General features: G+C 60.5%; 18 protein-coding genes. 8 read left to right on the top strand and 10 right to left on the bottom strand.

All coding sequences use genetic code 11. From position 1 onward, the window contains the following. Nucleotides 1-39: 39 nt before the first annotated feature. The 3 genes from C4S63_RS03450 to C4S63_RS03440 form a co-directional block, all read right to left on the bottom strand. Entirely contained in the window at nucleotides 40-1,008 is a 969-nt protein-coding gene (locus C4S63_RS03450) for a DUF932 domain-containing protein (protein WP_103916688.1), read from the bottom strand. 46 nt (nucleotides 1,009-1,054) lie between these two features. Then, nucleotides 1,055-1,549 carry a DNA repair protein RadC gene (gene radC, locus C4S63_RS03445; RefSeq protein ID WP_103916687.1) on the bottom strand — a complete coding sequence of 165 codons (495 nt, stop codon included), beginning with the start codon at nucleotides 1,547-1,549 and terminating at the stop codon, nucleotides 1,055-1,057. Between the two features lie 72 nt (nucleotides 1,550-1,621). Beyond that, a complete protein-coding gene (locus tag C4S63_RS03440; protein ID WP_103916734.1) occupies nucleotides 1,622-1,954 on the bottom strand; it encodes a hypothetical protein in 333 nt (110 codons plus the stop codon). Between the two features lie 216 nt (nucleotides 1,955-2,170). On the opposite strand from C4S63_RS03440, the gene C4S63_RS03435 reads away from it, so the two are divergent. The 8 genes from C4S63_RS03435 to secF all read left to right on the top strand — a co-directional run bounded on the left by C4S63_RS03435 (nucleotide 2,171) and on the right by secF (nucleotide 9,148). Continuing rightward, nucleotides 2,171-2,461 (top strand): hypothetical protein, encoded by a 291-nt coding sequence (locus tag C4S63_RS03435; RefSeq protein ID WP_035460534.1) that lies wholly within the window; start codon nucleotides 2,171-2,173, stop codon nucleotides 2,459-2,461. Beyond that, nucleotides 2,458-2,763, top strand: coding sequence for a type II toxin-antitoxin system RelE/ParE family toxin (locus C4S63_RS03430; RefSeq protein WP_035460536.1), 306 nt, complete (start codon nucleotides 2,458-2,460; stop codon nucleotides 2,761-2,763). Before C4S63_RS03435 ends, C4S63_RS03430 begins: the two co-directional genes overlap by 4 nt. Nucleotides 2,764-3,040: 277 nt before the next feature. Further along, nucleotides 3,041-3,511, top strand: coding sequence for an RDD family protein (locus C4S63_RS03425; RefSeq protein WP_062816638.1), 471 nt, complete (start codon nucleotides 3,041-3,043; stop codon nucleotides 3,509-3,511). Nucleotides 3,512-3,629: 118 nt separating this feature from the next. After that, nucleotides 3,630-4,673 carry a tRNA preQ1(34) S-adenosylmethionine ribosyltransferase-isomerase QueA gene (gene queA / locus C4S63_RS03420; RefSeq protein ID WP_103916733.1) on the top strand — a complete coding sequence of 348 codons (1,044 nt, stop codon included), beginning with the start codon at nucleotides 3,630-3,632 and terminating at the stop codon, nucleotides 4,671-4,673. A 9-nt stretch (nucleotides 4,674-4,682) separates the two neighbouring features. Then, nucleotides 4,683-5,795 (top strand): tRNA guanosine(34) transglycosylase Tgt, encoded by a 1,113-nt coding sequence (gene tgt / locus C4S63_RS03415; protein ID WP_063509307.1) that lies wholly within the window; start codon nucleotides 4,683-4,685, stop codon nucleotides 5,793-5,795. Nucleotides 5,796-5,849: 54 nt separating this feature from the next. Further along, on the top strand, nucleotides 5,850-6,206 hold the full coding sequence (gene yajC / locus C4S63_RS03410; protein WP_231865998.1) for a preprotein translocase subunit YajC: 357 nt from the start codon (nucleotides 5,850-5,852) through the stop codon (nucleotides 6,204-6,206). Between the two features lie 124 nt (nucleotides 6,207-6,330). Beyond that, nucleotides 6,331-8,211 (top strand): protein translocase subunit SecD, encoded by a 1,881-nt coding sequence (secD, locus tag C4S63_RS03405; RefSeq protein ID WP_062816640.1) that lies wholly within the window; start codon nucleotides 6,331-6,333, stop codon nucleotides 8,209-8,211. 13 nt (nucleotides 8,212-8,224) lie between these two features. Further along, entirely contained in the window at nucleotides 8,225-9,148 is a 924-nt protein-coding gene (gene secF, locus C4S63_RS03400) for a protein translocase subunit SecF (RefSeq protein WP_062816641.1), read from the top strand. Between the two features lie 155 nt (nucleotides 9,149-9,303). Here secF and C4S63_RS03395 read toward each other — a convergent pair whose 3' ends face one another. The 7 genes from C4S63_RS03395 to suhB all read right to left on the bottom strand — a co-directional run bounded on the left by C4S63_RS03395 (nucleotide 9,304) and on the right by suhB (nucleotide 18,287). Continuing rightward, entirely contained in the window at nucleotides 9,304-10,512 is a 1,209-nt protein-coding gene (locus C4S63_RS03395; protein WP_062816642.1) for a pyridoxal phosphate-dependent aminotransferase, read from the bottom strand. Between the two features lie 64 nt (nucleotides 10,513-10,576). Continuing rightward, nucleotides 10,577-11,983: an amidase gene (locus tag C4S63_RS03390; protein WP_062816643.1), complete on the bottom strand. Its 1,407-nt coding sequence runs from the start codon at nucleotides 11,981-11,983 to the stop codon at nucleotides 10,577-10,579. Nucleotides 11,984-12,049: 66 nt separating this feature from the next. Next, on the bottom strand, nucleotides 12,050-13,021 hold the full coding sequence (locus tag C4S63_RS03385) for a D-2-hydroxyacid dehydrogenase (protein ID WP_103916686.1): 972 nt from the start codon (nucleotides 13,019-13,021) through the stop codon (nucleotides 12,050-12,052). A 35-nt stretch (nucleotides 13,022-13,056) separates the two neighbouring features. Next, nucleotides 13,057-14,343 carry an aspartate aminotransferase family protein gene (locus tag C4S63_RS03380; protein ID WP_062816645.1) on the bottom strand — a complete coding sequence of 429 codons (1,287 nt, stop codon included), beginning with the start codon at nucleotides 14,341-14,343 and terminating at the stop codon, nucleotides 13,057-13,059. Between the two features lie 37 nt (nucleotides 14,344-14,380). Then, the gene (locus C4S63_RS03375; RefSeq protein ID WP_103916685.1) at nucleotides 14,381-15,520 is read right to left on the bottom strand and encodes an isocitrate/isopropylmalate dehydrogenase family protein; all 1,140 of its coding nucleotides are present in this window, start codon (nucleotides 15,518-15,520) and stop codon (nucleotides 14,381-14,383) included. A gap of 178 nt (nucleotides 15,521-15,698) precedes the next feature. Beyond that, nucleotides 15,699-17,153 (bottom strand): NAD-dependent succinate-semialdehyde dehydrogenase, encoded by a 1,455-nt coding sequence (locus tag C4S63_RS03370; protein ID WP_062816647.1) that lies wholly within the window; start codon nucleotides 17,151-17,153, stop codon nucleotides 15,699-15,701. Between the two features lie 315 nt (nucleotides 17,154-17,468). Beyond that, nucleotides 17,469-18,287: an inositol-1-monophosphatase gene (gene suhB, locus C4S63_RS03365; protein WP_062816648.1), complete on the bottom strand. Its 819-nt coding sequence runs from the start codon at nucleotides 18,285-18,287 to the stop codon at nucleotides 17,469-17,471. Nucleotides 18,288-18,404 lie beyond the last annotated feature (117 nt).

The raw sequence follows: 18,404 nt of genomic DNA, 5'->3' as shown, positions 1-18,404 counted from the left end.
GAAAAGAGAGAGGGGGGGGGAAGAAAGATCAGGCCGGTATCAGGCGACCAGCAGGGAGGTTTGCTCCAGAGCGCGTTGCTTGATCTGGGCGCCTTTGCCGAACCAGGCGGAGTCCAGCCGGTTGTCGGTACTGCGAGCCCGACGCTCATGGTCCACGAATTCGGTGACCGCATTGAGCAGGCCGTAGGCCGTGTTCTTGGCGGACGCCAGCTCAGACCCGCGACCAGCACCCTCATACAGGGCCATGGCTTTCTTCATGGCCTGTTCGTTGGCCTTCACAGGCATACCCGGTGGCTGATAGCCGGTATCCGTGAAGATGGTCTGCATGACCTTCTCGGCTGTCTTGCGGGTGATGCGCCGCTCGCTCAAGGCTTTCAGGCGATACATGAAGTCATCCCAGGCTGAGACGGAGATCCCCAGCTGCTGCTTCACCGCTTGCGGATCGAAGGTGGTGCTGTGGCGTACCTTCACCGCATGCGTGTTGCCATTCAGCGCTACCGCGAGGGTGTTGTTACACACCACCCGGATACTGGTGAACTGCGCCGTGGTCGCCAGGGTGCCGTCACAGGCGGTGGCTAGCAGCACGTAGCCGTTGGTTTGGTCATTGCCTGCCAAGGAGCCTGTTTGCCCAGTGCGAGCCAGCGCCCACAGCTTGCGGCCCCCTTTCAGGACGCCCGCCGTCTCCAGCTCAAAGCCGGATTGCTCGGTGAGATCGCGGTAGAACTCCAGTACCTCACGGGGCTGAACCACCTTGAAGCGGTTGCTCACTACCGATAGGGGCTCCTGATTGTCGGAGCGGAACAGCACTTTCTGATCCGGAAAGGAGGAGATCTGCCCGAGAGCGCCTGCCTCGCTACTGATAAAGCGCACCGGGGTCTCACGGATCTCCCAATCCATGCCGGCTTCTCGCATCCAGACTTCCAGCGGTTGTTGGCTGGCCAGCTGGTTGCCCAGTCCGTGCCAGGGTGTGCGGCCCACATAGGCCATGTTTTCGACAAGATGTGCCATGGTGAATCTCCAATGAATAATGAGAGGGTGATGAGAAAGGAAGGGGTTAAACCATGCCGCGTTCGGCCAGGCTGACCCACTCGGAACGGGACACCACAAAGTGGTCGAGTACCCGGACATCAATCAGCGCGAGGGCGTCAGACAGGCGCTTGGTGATTTGCTGATCTGCCCGTGAGGGCTCACAGCAGCCGGAGGGGTGGTTGTGGGCAAAGATCACGGCGGCGGCATTGCAGGCCAGGGCCTGCTGCACCACCACACGGGGATACACCGCCGCGCCATCAATGGTGCCGGTGAACAGGGTCTCGAAACTGAGCACCTTGTGTTTGTTGTTGAGGAAGATGGCGGAGAAGACTTCGTTCTTCTCTTGGGCCAGCGCCAGCTGTAAGAACTGCGCGACATCGGTGGGCGCCGTGAGCGCTTCCCGGCTCGTCAGGTCATCCAGCAGGATGGTGGCCGCGGTACTGACTATCTCCTCGGGTTTAACGCAGCCCTGTACGTGGTACAGGCCCTGCTCGTTCTTTACGAAAGTGGGAATATCCATTCAAGCCTCCAAAGGGGCATAAAGAAGCCCGCACAGGGCGGGCTTCGGAGTAATGAGCAAAGGGAAGAGGGGTTACTCAGAATCAAGGCGGAAACTGTGCCCGCAATCCAGGCATTCCAGGTTGTCGAGATAGGTATCGTCGAGCTTGGCGCCCAGGGCAGCACCGGCCTCACCGCCAGCCACACCTCCCGCCAGCCCACCAAGCACCGCACCGGCGATGCCGCCGATGGCAGAGCCCGCAGGCCCAAACGCCATGCCGACGGTGGCTCCTACGCGAGCTCCGCTAGTCGCCATGGCAACGCCGCTGGCTGCGCCAGCAACAGTTCCAACAGAGCCGCCAACCTTACGGCCATTCTGCAAGGCGGCGACCCGGATAGAGCGGCAGGACGGACATTGAATGATCATGAAACCTCCATGAAATGGGGTCAGGAAGGCCATTCCTTCCTGGCTTCATGGAGGTGATATATGCCTGAAAAAATCTGGAATCGTGGGCCGCCAGTTAGGGGCTGGTGTCGTGTTCATACTGGCTGCCTTTACTTCGGCAGGGGCTTTATATTGGCATTCAGAGCTGAAATACTAACGAGGTATATACGTTGTTAGTATCTAGTCGTGAGGTCGGCCATGAGCAAAGAAGCGGTTTTCACAATGAAGCTGGAGTCTGAACTCCGGGCTGAATTTATTGCTGTGGCAGAGGCGGAGCATCGGCCGGCTTCGCAAATCGTGCGTGAATTGATGCGTGGCTACATTTCGCGTAAGCGGCAGGAACAGGAATACCAGGATTTTCTGAGGGGCAAGGTGGAAGCCGGTCGGGCAGAGATGCTGGCTGGTGAGGGGCGCTCCAACGATGAGGTGGAGGCTGATTTCGCGGCACGCAGGGCTGCTGGGGTGGGTGACGGTAAGGCTGGCGCATGAGGGTAATCTGGACCACTCAGGCCCAGAAAGACCGTCTCGCAATCTGGGAGTATATCGCGGCGAATAATCCGGTTGCGGCAGGTGACATGGATATGCGGTTCTCGGAGGCGGCAAGATTGCTGGCAGACCACCCCGAGATGGGGAGAGAGGGGGAGGTGCCTGGCACGCGGGAACTGTTCCCCCATGAACATTATCGGCTGGTCTATGAGGTTTATCAGGAGGCAGTTTGGGTGCTTACATTGGTGCATACGGCCAGGCTATGGCCCAAGCCGATGTCAGATAAAGATGGAGCGCCAGACTGAGATCGGAAGAACCCATGGTTTTTCGCTGTTCAATGACTTGTTTTGGATGCCTGCGCTATACTGCCGCCCGCAAGGGGTTCGGGTCCCATTTTTAGGTCATTTTCAGTGGGGCCAACAGCGGGGCCAACACCTTAAAAGGCTTTTTAATATTTAGTGGATTCAGAGGGTTAGGGCGGTATTTGAGTCCGGCCTCTGTACCAAATGATAAAAAAGCCCGCTTCGCGCGGGCTTTTTTATGGGCGCATCACGATGGCCCGACGCGGAATGGAGTGACCTGATGGAGAAGCTGCAACCTGCCGGTTTGCTCAAACGTCTGATGGCGTTGGTGTATGACGGTTTTCTGGTGATGGCCCTGTGGTTCGTGACCGCGGGTATTTTTGTGCTGGTATATCCCCATACCGGTTTGCCGGAAGAATCCATCAACGGTGTGACCCGTGCGGCACCGGGTTTTCTCAAAGGCATTCTGTTGCCGCTATTGCTGGTGGAAACCTGGCTGTTTTATGCCTGGTTCTGGATGCGCGGCGGCCAGACGCTGGGTATGCGTGCCTGGCGGCTGCAGGTGCAGGATTATCGGGGTGGGTCGGTCAAGCTGTGGCAGACCGTGGTCCGTTTTCTGGGCGCCTGTGTTTCCTGGGCGCTATTCGGCGCTGGTTATCTGGTGGTGCTGATTGCTCCTCACCAGACACTGCACGACCGCCTGTCCGCCACTGCCACGGTGGAATTGCCGAAAAAGCCGAAGAAGAGCTGATTTTCCCCTCGCACTTTATTCGCGAGGCCGCCGTAGAGGTCTTGATGAAGGGTGTTTTTTCCTCGTGGCAGAGCAGGTATCCTTGCCACCCCCAATAGCTTCCGTGCCGGTACAGTACGTGAACGTCGACGATTTTGATTTTGCTCTCCCGGACGGGCTGATTGCCCGCCACCCGCCTGCCGAGCGACGCGATGCCCGCTTGCTGGCTCTCACCCGTGATGCCCTCCAGCATCAGCAATTCCCGGATCTGCTTTCTCACGTGCGGCCCGGCGATCTGCTGATTTTTAACGATACCCGGGTGATCCCCGCTCGTCTGTTTGGCCAGAAGGAAAGCGGCGGCAAGGTGGAAGTCCTGATCGAGCGGGTGGTGGATGACCGTGAGGCGCTGGCCCATGTGCGGGCTTCCAAATCGCCGAAGCCGGGTTCCTGGCTGCAGTTTGATGACGGCGTGCGAGCCCAGGTCACTGGCCGCCGGGATGCCCTGTTCATTCTTGTGTTCCATGGCTGTGACACCTTGCTCGAGGCGCTCGAGCGTATTGGTCACGTACCGTTGCCGCCTTACATCGACCGGCCGGATGAAGCCGGGGACATGGAGCGCTACCAGACCGTCTATGCCAGGGAGCCGGGCGCCGTGGCGGCGCCCACCGCCGGCCTGCATTTTGATGACGAGATGCTGGCGGCGCTGGAGCAGCACGGGGTGGATATCGGTTTCGTCACCCTCCATGTAGGCGCGGGGACCTTCCAGCCGGTGCGGGTGGACAAGGTGGAAGACCACCACATGCACAGTGAGCGCTACCAGATCCCCGATTCACTGGTGGAGCAGGTGGCGCAGGCCCATGCCCGGGGTGGCCGGGTAGTGGCAGTGGGCACCACCGCGTTGCGGGCCCTGGAGGCGGCCAGTCAGTCCGGGGCCTTGATGGCGGGGCAGGGGGAGACCGATATCTTCATTTATCCGGGTTACCGTTTCCGGCTGGTGGATTGCCTGGTCACCAATTTCCATCTTCCCAAATCCACTCTGCTGATGCTGATTAGTGCCTTTGCGGGCCGCGAACGGGTCATGGCTGCTTACCAGGCGGCCATTGATGCGCAGTACCGGTTTTTCAGCTATGGCGATGCCATGTTTATCGAGCGGGTGGAGATGCCTCCCGCAGAGGGGCGTTAAATGTCTCGAATGCACTTTTCTCTCAGCGGCACCGATGGTGCCGCCCGGCGCGGGCAGATCACCTTTCCCCGCGGTACTATCCAGACCCCCGCCTTTATGCCGGTGGGCACCTATGGCACCGTCAAGGGCATGTTGCCGAAGGATCTGGCCGATACCGGTGCCGAGATCTGCCTGGGCAATACCTTCCACCTGATGTTGCGCCCGGGCACTGAAGTGATCGAGGCCCATGGTTCCCTGCATGGCTTTATGCAATGGGATAAACCGATTCTTACCGACTCCGGCGGTTTCCAGGTGTTCAGCCTGGGCGAGATGCGCAAGATTTCCGAGCAGGGGGTGGTGTTCAAGAACCCCATCAACGGCGACAAGGTGGAACTGACCCCGGAAAAGGCCATGCAGGTACAACGCTCTCTGGGCAGTGATATCTGCATGATCTTTGATGAATGCACGCCTTTCCCGGCCACCGAACAGCAAGCCCGGGATTCCATGGAGCTGTCCCTGCGCTGGGCCCGGCGTTCCAAAGACGCCCATGAAGGGAATGATGCAGCCTGCTTCGGTATCGTACAGGGCGGCATGTATGACACTCTCCGTCGGGAATCCCTGGCCGGGCTGGTGGACATCGGCTTTGACGGTTATGCCGTTGGCGGGTTGAGCGTGGGAGAGCCCCAGGAGGACATGCTGCGTACCCTGGGCAACTTGACGCCCCACATGCCTGCGGATCGCCCCCGCTACCTGATGGGCGTGGGCAAGCCGGAGGATATCGTGGAAGCAGTCCGGCGCGGCGTAGACATGTTTGATTGTGTGATGCCCACCCGGAATGCCCGTAACGGTCACCTGTTTACCGCCGAAGGCGTGGTGAAAATCCGCAACGCCCGGCATCGTCATGATCTGGCTCCCCTGGAATCGGACTGTGACTGCTATACCTGCCAGCATTTCTCTCGCAGCTATCTGCACCATCTGGACCGCTGCAACGAAATGCTGGGCTCCCAACTCAATACCATCCATAACCTGCGTTATTATCAGCGCCTGATGGCTGGATTGCGGGGGGCCATTGAAGGGGGTACATTGTCCGCCTTTGTGGACGACTTCTATGCAGCGCGAGGCCAGCAAACCCCCGCGCTGTAGGGTGCAACCGGCTATTCGGGGCACCCTTCGCTTATTGAAAACTTGGAGTAATCAATGAAAATCGCAATGCGTTCCATCCTGGCCTTGCTGGCCACCGGCCTGATTTCCCCGGCTTATGCGGCTGCGCCTGCGGGCCCGGGCGGTGTGGAGCTGATCATGCTGGTGGTGATGATGGTGGTGTTCTACTTCTTCCTGATTCGTCCCCAGCAAAAACGCGCCAAGGAGCACAAAAACCTGGTGGAAAGCCTGAGCAAGGGCGACGAAGTGGTCACCAGCGGCGGCATCCTGGGCCGTATCAGCAAGGTGACCGATGACTTCGTGGTGGTGGAAATCAGCAATAACCTGGAAATCAAACTGCAGAAAGGCAGTGTCCAGGCAACCCTGCCCAAAGGCACCATCAAGTCCATCTAAAAACAACGGTCAGCCCCGTCCTGTACGGGGCTTTTTACAGGCTCAAAAAACCTGTTTTGCCCGGGGGTGAGCGCGCAGCGCTTTTCATTCCCGGGCCCAAGGACCGGCAACACCGGAAAGTATTATGACCCGCTACCCCCGCTGGAAATTTTTCCTGCTACTGACCGCTCTGATCGTCTGCGGCCTGTACGCGCTCCCCAATCTTTACCCCGATGCGCCTGCCATCCAGATCAGCCACGCAGAGGCCGGTGGTGAAGTCACCGATGTGGCTCGTCAGAGGGTGCTTGGCGCTCTGGATGATGCCGGTCTCAACCACGGGCCAGGTGAAACGGTTGGTACCTCGCTGCTGGTCCGCCTGGATGATACGGAGGCACAACTTCGCGCACGGGAAATCGCGGCCAACCTGTTGGGCGATAACTACGTGGTGGCCTTGAACCTGGCGGCGACCACCCCCCAATGGCTGCGTGCTGTGGGTGCCAGCCCCATGAACCTGGGGCTGGATCTGCGGGGCGGGGTGCATTTCCTGCTGCAGGTGGATATGGACGACGTGGTGACCAGCCGCATGGAAGCCTGGGCGGGGAATGCCAAGCTGACCCTGCGTGATGCCGGGGTTCGCTATCGCAGCGTGGCGGTGGATGGCACCACCATTACTGCCACCTTTGCAGATCAGGTGGCCGCCGATGCGGCCCGGGCGCCATTGCGCCGCGCACTGGATAACTTTGCCATGAAGCCGGCGGGTGACAGCCCGGAAGTGGTGCTGACACTGAATGACAGTGCGCTCAAGGAAATGCAGGACTATGCGGTGGATCAGAACCGCACCGCCCTGAACAAGCGGGTCAACGAACTGGGTGTGGCGGAAGCCGTGGTGCAGCGCCAGGGCTCCGACCGGATTGTGGTGCAGTTGCCGGGGATTCAGGATGCGTCCCAGGCCCGCCGGATCCTTGGTCGTACCGCGACCCTGGAATTTCGCCTGGTGGACAACAGCGTGTCGTCTGCGCGCCTGCGCACCGGGGTAGCACCCCCGGGGCTGGAGTTTTTCCCCTTCAAGGGCCAGGAAGGCCGTATTGTTGCCTTGAGCAAGTCCAAGATCGCCACCGGTGACCAGGTCATTGATGCGCGTATGGGCTTCGATCAGCAGAACGGTTCACCGGAAGTGAATGTGACGCTGGACGGGGATGGCGCCAAGCGCATGCAGCGCATCACCGGCAAGAATGTGGGTAACCCCATGGGGGTGCTGTTCATCGAGACCAAGACCGATGTCCAGAAGACCACCGATGCCGATGGCAACACCGTGGACAAGATGGTCAGCACCACGGACAAGTACGTGATCAACGTGGCCACCATTCAGGATACCCTGGGCAGCCGTTTCCGCATCACCGGTCTGGACAACCCGGCGGAAGCCTCCGAGCTGGCCCTGCTGCTGCGTGCCGGTTCTCTGGCGGCGCCGGTGAGCATTGTCGAAGAGCGTACCGTGGGCCCGAGCCTGGGTGCGGAAAATATCGAAGCCGGCCTCAAGTCCATGGCGCTGGGCCTGGTCCTGGTGCTGATCTTTATGGTGGTCTGGTACAAGGTGTTTGGCCTGGTGGCCAATGTGGCCCTGCTCGGCAACCTGGTGATCATCGTTGGCATCATGTCACTGATTCCCGGTGCAACCCTGACCCTGCCCGGCATTGCCGGTATCGTACTGACCGTGGGTATGGCGGTGGACGCCAACGTGCTGATTTTCGAGCGGGTGAAAGAAGATCTGCGCCGTGGCCTCAAGCCGCTGCAAGCCATTGAAGAGGGCTACGGCAAGGCCTTCACCACCATTCTGGATGCCAATATCACCACCCTGATCGTGGCGGTGATCCTGTTTGCTGCCGGTACCGGGTCGGTACAGGGGTTCGCGGTAACCCTGTTCATCGGCATTCTCACTTCCATGTTCACGTCCATCATCGGCACCCGTGCCATGGTGGAAATGATCTACGGTCGCGGTGCCCGTGCACCGGCCAAACTGAGTATCTGAGGCGGTGATGGCGATGAGTAAGGCAGAAATGAACGTCAATTTTATGGGTGCCCGGAAACCTCTGGGAATCCTTTCCATCGCGCTGGTAGTGATCTCTGTGGTGCTGTTGGTGACCCGGGGCCTGAATCTGGGCCTGGATTTCACTGGTGGTACTACCATCGTGGTGAAAAGTCCGGTGGATGTGGAGCTGTCGCAGACAAGAGCGGATCTGTCCGAGGCCGGTTTCGGCGACGCGGTGGTCCAGCATTATGGTTCGCCCAAGGAAGTGAATATCCGTGTGGCGCCAAAAGACAGCGTGGATGCGGACAAGATCGGCTACGTGGTATTCGATGCACTCAAGGCTGAGAACAGTGATCTGGAATTGCTGAAGGTGGAGTTTGTCGGCCCACAGGTGGGCGATGAACTGCGTGATGAATCCGGTACGGCCATGCTGCTGGCGTTGGGCTTGATGATGCTCTACGTCTGGTTTCGTTTTTCCAACAAGTTCGGTGTGGCGACGGTGGTGGCCCTGTTCCACGATGTGATTGTCGTGCTGGGTCTGTTTTCACTGTTGCAGTGGCCATTTGATCTGACGGTGCTGGCGGCGGTGCTGGCGCTGATTGGTTACTCGCTGAATGACTCCATCGTAGTGGCGGACCGGATTCGAGACGAGTTCCGCAATACCCGGGAAACGGATCCGGAAGCCATTATCAATGGTGCGGTGAACCAGACGCTGACCCGGACCATCAATACCTCCTTGACCACCCTGCTGGTATTGGTGGCGCTGTTCTTCTTCGGCGGTGAAGTGATGAAGGCGTTTTCCGAAGCCCTGATCGTCGGGGTGTTGGTGGGTACCTATTCATCCATCTACGTGGTCACCAACATTCTGTTCATGATGAAGGTGACCAAGGAAGATTTCCTGATTCCGGAACCGGAAGAGCTGGATGAAACACCGTAAAAGCAGTGAATAGTTAACAATTCATCGTTAATAGCTAAACCCAAAAAAGCCGCGATTGTTCGCGGCTTTTTTGTTTCTGTAGATGCGAGTTACGACAAAACCGGTTTCGCCTTTCGCCTTTCGCGACTCGCTTCTCGTGACTCGCACCTCGCCTTTTACCCGAAGTTCTGTTTTTTCATCCACGGGATGATGCGTTCAAAGGCTTCCTCGATCTGGTCCAGGGAGGTGGAATAGCTGATGCGCAGGGCGTGTTTGCCGGCTTCCCCGAAGGTGTCGCCGGGGATGGTGCAGACGCCGGTTTCGCGCAGCATTTTCAGGGCCACATTGGCGCCGTCCACCCCATCCGGCAGCGACGGGAACAAATAAAAGGCGCCATCAGGCTGGTATCCGGTCAGGTACGGGGTCTGTTCCACCAGTTCCACCAGCCGGTCCCGACGATGCTGGTATTCCGCCACCATGCTGTCAATAAAGTCGTTGCTGCCGCGCAGCGCAGCAACCCCGGCCCACTGGCAGGGGGTGTTGGCTACCGTGGTGGTGAACATGTGGTAGCGACGCAATTTCTTGATGGCGCCCTGGCTGCCGATCAGCCAGCCGATGCGCATGCCGGCCATGGAAAAGGTTTTCGAGAAGCTGCTGATCACCATCACATGGTCCAGGTCCGAGCAGCAGGACAGCACGCTGGGGTAATCCCGACCGTCATAGATCAGGTGGTCATAGACCTCGTCACTGATCACATGAATGCCCCGGTAGGCCGCTTCTTCCACGATGGCTTCAATGGTTTCCCGTGGGTAGATGGTGCCGGTGGGGTTGCTGGGGGAATTGAGGACCACGGCAAAGGTATTCGGCCCCATGGCATCAATCACTTCCTGGGGGTCAAGCTGATGGTTGTTCTCTGCCCGGGTTGCAATGGTCTTTACGGTGCCGCCATTCATGCGGATCAGGGGGCCGTACAGCATGAATGACGGGTCGGGCACGATGAACTCCCGCCCGGGTGCAGAAGTGGCGGTGAGCGCCAGATAGATCGCCTCGGTGGCGCCGGTGGTGATCATCAGGTTTTCCGGCACCAGCGGGCGTTGGTACCGGTGGCTGTAGTATTCAGCCAGGGCTTCGAGCAGTTCCGGCAGGCCCGCGTCCATGGTGTAGCCGGTCTGCCCGGCGTTGAGGGCATCCACGGCGGCCTGGATAACATGGCCCGGGGGCTTGAAATCCGGTTGGCCAATGGAGAGATGGATGACATTGTCCAGGTCCGATGCCAGATTCACCATGCGACGAATGCCCGGCACCGGAATGGTGAGCAGCGCCGGGTTCCAGATCGGGTCTTCGCTTTCGTAGAAATCCGTATCCAGATTGATATTGCCCATCATGTGCTCCTTCTTTTTGATGCGCCGCTCTTCAGGCGGCGGCGACGGCGCGCCGCAAAACACGTGTCTAGTGTTGCAGCAATGGTGGCAACAGGGTGAATGGCTTGGCTTGCTCGAAGGCGTGCCCGGCGGCCAGGACCCGGGCATCGTCGAAACGGGCACCGACAATCTGCAGCCCCATGGGCAGGCCCTTGCTGTCCAGCCCCATGGGCACTGACAGTGCCGGCTGGCCAGTCAGGTTGAACGGATAGGTAAATGGGGTCCAGGTGGGCCAGCGGGTGCTGGGCCAGTCCACCGGTACTTCGCGGTTGGTGTCGAACGCCCCAAGAGGCAGGGTCGGAGTAATCAGCAAATCGTATTTGGTGTGAAAGACCGCCATGCGTTCGCTGACCGCCATGCGCTCGTTCATGGCGCCCAGGTAATCCAGCATGGAGAGTTTCTCGGCCTTGGTGGCGACTTCAATCAACGCCGGGTCCATCAGGCTGCGTTGGCGCTCACCGAGATCACGCATGGCATTGGCCGCACCGCTATAGAAAAGGTGACTGAACGCGGCCAGCGGATTGCTGAATCCGGGGTCGGCTTCAGTGATGGTGGCGCCCAGATCTTCAAATACCCTGGCGGCGTCCTTGAACGCTTTCTCGATATCCGGATCCACATCCACATAACCCAGGTTGGTGCTCATGGCGATTTTCAGGCCCTTCATGGGTTGGTCCAGCGCCGCCAGATAATCAATATGACGGCGGGGGGCGGCCAGGCTGTCGCGGGCATCGGCTTCGCACATCACGTTCATCATGAGGGCGGCGTCCGCCACGGAACGGGTCATGGGGCCGGCGTGGGCGAGGGTGCCAAACGGGCTGGCGGGCCAGTGCGGGACCTCGCTGAAAGTGGGCTTGTGGCCGACGATGCCGCAGAAGCTGGCGGGGATGCGAATAGAGCCGCCGGCATCGGTGCCAAGCGCCAGTGGGGCCATGCCCGCGGAGACCGCGGCGGAACTGCCGCCGCTGCTGCCGCCGGCGGTTTTGGATGGGTCCCAGGGGTTGTTGGTGGGCCCGCACAAGGGGCTGTCGGTAATCCCTTTCCAGCCGAACTCCGGGGTCGTGGTCTTGCCCAGAGGGACATAGCCATGGCGCTCCAGAGCGGCCACCGCCGGGGAGCGTTTGTTCAGGGTAGAGGCAGGGTCGATGGTTTTGGAGCCTTTCAGGGTCGGCCACATGGGAGTGAGGAAGACATCCTTGACGGCCACCGGTACGCCATCCAGTAACCCTTCCGGAGTGCCTTGCTGATAGCGTTGTTCGGATTCACGGGCCCATTGCAGGGTGGTATCGCGGTCAATCAGGCACCAGGCATTCAGGGCCGGGTCATGCTTTTCGATATGGTCCAGCAGGTTGGAGCAAACCTCTACGGGGGAGAGGGCGCCGGTCTGGTAGGCGGCTTTCAGCGCCTGGGCGCTCATGGTCAGTAGTTCCTTGCTCATCGGCATCACTCCTGGTTGACGCTAATCCTGTGTTTCTCTGCGTAGGGCTGCGGTCAGGCTCTTGCCTCAGGCATTACTGACGTAGCCGTGCTCCTTGCTGACCGGGTTGTTGAGCGGTTCCCCTTTCTGCCAGCGTTGAAAGTTATCGACAAATTGCTGACCCAGCGCGGCTCGCCAGCCGATAAAGTCCCCGGCCATATGGGCGGACAGCATGGCCTTGGGTTCATCCCAGAGCGGGTGGTTGGCGTGCAGGGGTTCTTCTTCGAACACGTCCAGAGCAACGCCGCCCAGATGCCCGCTTTGCAGGGCGGCCAGCAGCGCTGACGTTTCCACGATGGGGCCGCGCCCCACATTGATCAGTACCGCACCGGGCTTCATGCGCAGGAACTGGTCAGCGTCGAACAGCCCTTCGGTTTGCGGCGTCAGTGGTGCGGTAATGATGACGTAATCCGCTTCAGGGAGAAGATCGGGCAGATCCTGTTGGGCATGCACCCGCTCAAACGCTGCATCCTCCCGGGCGTTGCGGGCGGTGCCCACTACGCTGACGCCCAGGGCGCCCAGTACGGTTGCCACTTCCCGGCCAATGGAGCCGGCACCTACCACCAAGGCCCGGCTGTTTCGCAGTAGACGGGTTTCCCGGTGCTGCCAGCGGTGTTCCTTCATCAGCGACAGGTTGGTGAGCGTGTCCTTGGCAAACAGCAACATGGCGCCGAGCACATATTCGGCAATACCCCTGTCAAAAATACCTCTGGCATTGGTGACAGGAATGTCGCTGTCACGCACTTGGGGAATCATCAGGGCATCCACCCCCGCGCTGGTGGCGTGTATCCAGCGAATTTTGCAGGGATCGGGCCAGACTTCCTGCAGCATCTCGGTGCGGAAATCGGTCACCAGCAAAATTTCCGTTTCCGGAAGGGCGGCTTCCAGCTCCTCCCGATGCCGGGCCTCGCGAACCTCCGCTTGCCCCGCAAGGGCTTCAAGCCCGGGCATGGAGGGTTCATCCTCGGCCATCAGCACCGTAATTACCGGTTTGCTCATAATGCGACTCTTTCACTTTCCGGTGGCTTTCGAATTCAGCTTTTGCAGCCTGAGCAGCGTTTATCCTGGTTCTTGCATGTGCTGGCAATCGCCTTGGCGAAGGTGCCCACGGCAATATCGATTTCCTCGCGAGTCACGTTGAGCGCAGGCAGCCAGCGAACCACCTGGCCCTTGTGTCCACAGCGGAGCAGCAGGACGCCATCTTTCTCGCAGGCCTTGAGAATGGCCGCGGCGTGTTCGCCGTCTGCCACCCCCGGGGAGCGGGTGATCTCGGCGCCGAGCATCAGGCCCTGGCCGCGTATCTCTTCGATACAGGGGAAATCCTGCTGAACCGCCGTGAGCTTCTCCAGCAGATAGTCACCCATCTCGCGGGCATGCTCTACCAGCCCTTCTTCTTCGATAACGTCCAGCGTGGCGATGGCGGCAGCGCAGGCAACCGCGTTGGCGCCGTAGGTGCCGCCCTGGGAGCCCGGGTAGCCCTTGTCCATCAGGGATTTGCTGGCAGCGATGGCAGACAGGGGGTAACCACTGGCCAACCCCTTGGCGGTAATCAGGATGTCCCCGGACACCCCGCTGTGTTCGTGACTCCAGAACTTGCCGGTGCGCCCGTAGCCGGCCTGGATTTCATCGACGATAAGCAGGATGCCATGTTCCTTGCAGCGTGCCTGCAGTCCTTCCATGAAACGTTTCGGCGCCGGGTAGTAGCCGTACTCGCCCTGTACCGGTTCGATGATGATGGCCGCCGTGTCCTTGGGGTTGCACTCGGTGATCATCAGGTGATCGAGTTCTCCCAGACAGAAGTCCACGGTAGTGTCTTCGTCCCAGCCGTAGCGGTAGGCATGGGGGAAGGGGGCAACCGACACGCCCGCCATCAGCGGTGCCCAACCGGTGCGCACCTTGTTATTGGAGGTGGTCAACGACGCCGCGCCCATGGTCCGGCCATGAAAACCGCCACGAAACACCACAATGTTGGGGCGACCGGTAGCCTGTCGTGCCAGGCGGAATGCTGCTTCCACGGACTCACTGCCGGAATTGGAAAACGCCACAGCATCCATATGGGCGGGCAGATGCTTGTAGAGCCGATCCGTCAGTTCAACCATATTGGGGTGTTTGACGGTGGCATATTGTGCATGGACCAGTTTGGCGACCTGCTCCTGAGCCGCAGCCACCACTTTCGGATGACAGTGACCGGTGGAGGTGACACCGATCCCGGAGGTGAAATCCAGCCAGCGGTTGCCATCCTCGTCGTAGAGCCAGTTTCCTTCGCCGCGCTCGGCACAAATACCGCTGGATTGCACCAGCAGGGGGGACAGGTGACTCATAGTGCCTCCTTTCTGTTGTTGGCTTGCCGGCGCAGCGTCAGGCTGCCAGCCACTGGCATAGCCGTTGTCCGGTTTCCCGGGTGCCTGAAAAAGGGTCACCGTTCGCCTCGCGGGCCAGGTCCGCCTGAATCAGGTCATGCAGATGTTGTGCCGCACTGCCGATGGCCGGGTGATGGTGGGCCAGATTTTCCAGCAACATGGCCAGGCTCATCAGGGTGGCGCGGGGGTCGGCCAGGTTCTGGCCGGCAATGTCCGGGGCGCTGCCGTGCACCGGTTCAAAGAGGGCGGGCAGCGTGGGTTCATCCGGGTTCAGGTTGGCGGATGGGGCCAGCCCCGGTCCGCCGCACAATACCGCTGCCAGGTCGGTAAGAATGTCACCGTGCAGATTGCTGGCGACCACCACGTCGAAGCGCCAGGGGCACTGCACGAACTTCATGCAGGCCGCATCCACCAGCTCGTGGTGAGTGTCCACGTCGGGAAATTCGTTGGCGATGCGCTGAAAGGTATCCGTATACAGATCGCCCCAGAAAGGTTGGGCATTGCGCTTGGTGATCAGGCATACCTGGGCGTGCTTGCCGTTCTTGAACTGACGGGGTGTTCCGCGCTGGGCGGCCCGTTGACGGGCCCGCTGGAAGGCATGGCGGATCAGTCGTTCGGTGGCGCGGGCGGTAAACACCTCCACCTGGGTGGCCACTTCCTGAGCAGTGCCCGGCGCCAGCCGCCCGCCCTGGCCGCTGTATTCGCCTTCGCTGTTTTCGCGAATCACCAGCATATCCACTTCGCGGGCGCGTGGATCGGCCAGATACTGGGGCGCGCCGGGCAGCCAGTGGGCAGGGCGTTCGCAGGCCCACAGGTCGAGCTGTTTGCGCAGGGCCAGTAACGGTGCCAAAGACACGCTGTCGGACAGGACAAAACGGGAAGGGTCTTCTAGCGGGCCCGGATCCCCCAGAGCGCCCAGCAGCATGGCATCAAACTCGCGAAGCTGCGCCACGCCGTCGCCGGGCATCATCTCCCCATGGGCCTGATGCCAGGCGTGGGACGGCCAGTCAAAGCGGGTATATCCTAACGGCAGCTGGTAGCGCTGGATCAGCAGGTTCAGGACCGCCTCTGCCACATCCGTCACTTCCGGGCCGATGCCGTCACCGGGAAGCAGGGCGATGTTCAACGCTTGTCCCATTCCGCCTCCTTATCAGCTGCAGGTCGCTCTCTCCACGCTGCAATACGGGCTGTCCTGGCAGTGGCGGCAATGGATGCCCGCGATGCAAGCCTGTGTGCGCGGAGGTGAAGCGCTCCGGTTTCTGCAAGCGATGCGTTAATGCTCAGCTTGCAGTGTGTCTCGTGAAGCTGTTGTTAGGTTAGCTACCCATACACAGGTACTTGTCTTCCAGGTATTCATCCATGCCCTGGTGGGAGCCTTCCCGGCCCAGACCGGATTCCTTGACGCCACCGAAGGGGGCGGCCGCGTTGGAAATCAGGCCTTCGTTGACACCTACCATGCCGCTTTCCAGCGCTTCGGCCACGCGCCAGCAACGGTGGATGTTGTCGCTGTAGAAATAGGCGGCCAGACCGTAAGGGGTGTCGTTGGCGATGCGAATGGCGTCTTCTTCGGTGCGGAATGGAATCACAGCGGCCAGCGGGCCAAAGGTTTCTTCCTGGCAGAGCTGCGCATCGGTGGTCACGCCGGTGATCAGGGTGGGCTGTACAAAGCTGCCGCCGCGCTCATGGCGCTGGCCGCCGGTAACCACCTTGGCGCCCTTGCCCAAGGCGTCTTCCAGATGCTCCATGACCTTGTCGGCGGCATCCCGGTTGATCAGGGCCGCCTGGCTGACGCCCTCCTCAAGGCCGTCGCCGACTTTCATGGCTTCGATGGCAGTTTTCAGTTTTTCCACGAAGGCATCGTGGATGCTGTCCTGCACCAGGAAGCGGTTGACGCAGACGCAGGTCTGACCGGTGTTGCGGAACTTGCTGGCCATGGCGCCTTCCACGGCCTTGTCCAGATTGGCATCGTCAAAGACGATGAAGGGGGCGTTGCCTCCCAGTTCCAGGGACACTTTCTGGATGTGCTTGGCGCACTGGGCCATCAGTTTGGAGCCCACTTCCGTGGAGCCGGTGAAGCTCAGCTTGCGGACAATGGGAGAGTCGGTGAGGGCAGTGGAAATGGCCCCGGCGCTGCCGGTAATCACGTTGAACACGCCTGCGGGGATCCCTGCGCGCTCCGCCAGCTCGGCCAGTGCCAGGGCGGAGTAGGGGGTGGCACTGGCGGGTTTGACCACCATGGTACAGCCTGCGGCCAGGGCGGCGCCGGCCTTGCGGGTGATCATGGAGGAAGGGAAATTCCAGGGGGTAATCGCTGCGGTCACACCAATGGGTTGCTTGATCACCACAATTCGCTGACCGGCTTTGGGTGCCGGGATGGTGTCGCCGTAGGCGCGCCGGGCCTCTTCGGCGAACCATTTCAGGAAGGAGGCGGCGTAGGCGATTTCGCCCTTGGCCTCGGCCAGGGGTTTGCCCTGCTCCAGGGTCATCAGCCGGCCCAGGTCGTCCTGGTGTTCCATCATCAGATCGTGCCAGGCCTCAAGGAGCGTGGCGCGCTGTGCAGCGGGCAGATCCCGCCAGGCAGGAAAAGCCCCGTGGGCGGCGTCGATGGCCTGGCGGGTTTCTGCTTCTCCCATTCGCGGAGAGGTGCCCAGGCTGTCATCAGTGGCCGGGTTCGTCACGGTGAAGGTGGCACCGTCATCCGCATCGCACCAGTGGCCATTGATATAGCACTGCTGGCGAAACAGGGCGTTGTCAGTGAGGGTAACCGTCATCGTTTATCTCCCGAGCTTTTTGCACCGTGTTGCGTATTACGCTAGCAAAGCAAGGAGAGATGTCCATGCCGGAAGCAAAAAATCGGTTCGGGGTCTAAGGAAAAGACGGGATGAGCGCAGGGAGGGGTTGCAACAATACGGCTGTAGGGGCGCCGCTTGAGGCGCGAATGAGACGGAGCGAGTCCCGAGAAGCGAGTAACGAAAATCACAACCGAAGTCCGTATCGCCTTTCGCGACTCGCTTCTCGGGACTCGCCTCGGATTTTGCCGATTCGCGCCTCAAGCGGCGCGACTACCGCGATGTCCGATAGAAAATCTACCGCCGCAATCCGTCGTTCAGGTGCGGTTTGATCTTCTGCAGCAACCCTTTGAAGACCTTCGGGCTGCCGGCGACGATGCCGCCGCTTTCCAGGAATTTGTGGCCACCGCTCAGGTCGCCTACCAGGCCACCGGCTTCGGTGATCAACAGGGCGCCGGCGGCCAGATCCCACTCGGACAGGCCGAATTCGAAGAAGCCGTCCAGGCGACCGGCGGCCAGCCAGGCCAGGTCCAGGGCGGCAGAGCCCGGGCGGCGCAGGCCGGCGGTGGACGCGGCGATGTCGGCGAACATGCCCAGGTAGGCGTCCATATGCGGCGCCTGGTCTTTACGGAACGGGAAACCGGTGCCGATCAGACAGCCTTCCAGGCCGGGACGGTTGGTGCAACGGATACGGCGCCCGTTGAGGGCGGCGCCACGACCACGGCTGGCGGTGAATTCTTCATCCCGGTTGGGATCATAGATCACGGCGTGTTCCAGTTTCCCTTTGTATTTCAGGGCGATGGAGACGCAGTACTGGGGGAAGCCATGGATGAAGTTGGTGGTGCCGTCCAGGGGGTCGATCACCCACTGAAAGTCTGCCCCGTCACCCTTGCCGCGGATTTCGCCGGATTCCTCGGCGAGAATGCTGTGATCCGGGTAGGCCTTGAGGATGACTTCGATGATGCGCTGTTCGGCAGCCCGGTCCACCTCGGTGACGAAGTCGTTCATGCCTTTCTTGCTGACAGATAACGGGTCATTGCTTTCGGCGGCACGACGAATCAGGTTACCCGCCTGACGGGCGGCTCGCAGGGCAATATTCACTTGCGGCGCATGCATGCATCTGTCCTCAAAAAAGTTGTCAAAGAGCGCCGGCGGGCAGGGTGCCTTGCCGGGGCGCGGATTGTAGCAGAGCCGGTGCGTTCAGGGCAGCGTTGGAAACCGCTTAATTGCCTT

Origin of the sequence: Alcanivorax sp. DSM 26293, from assembly GCF_900107995.1 — a bacterium.
Lineage (GTDB): Bacteria > Pseudomonadota > Gammaproteobacteria > Pseudomonadales > Alcanivoracaceae > Alcanivorax.
The sequence above is the reverse complement of the archived record's forward strand: the minus strand, read 5'-3'. Positions and strand labels throughout refer to the sequence as shown.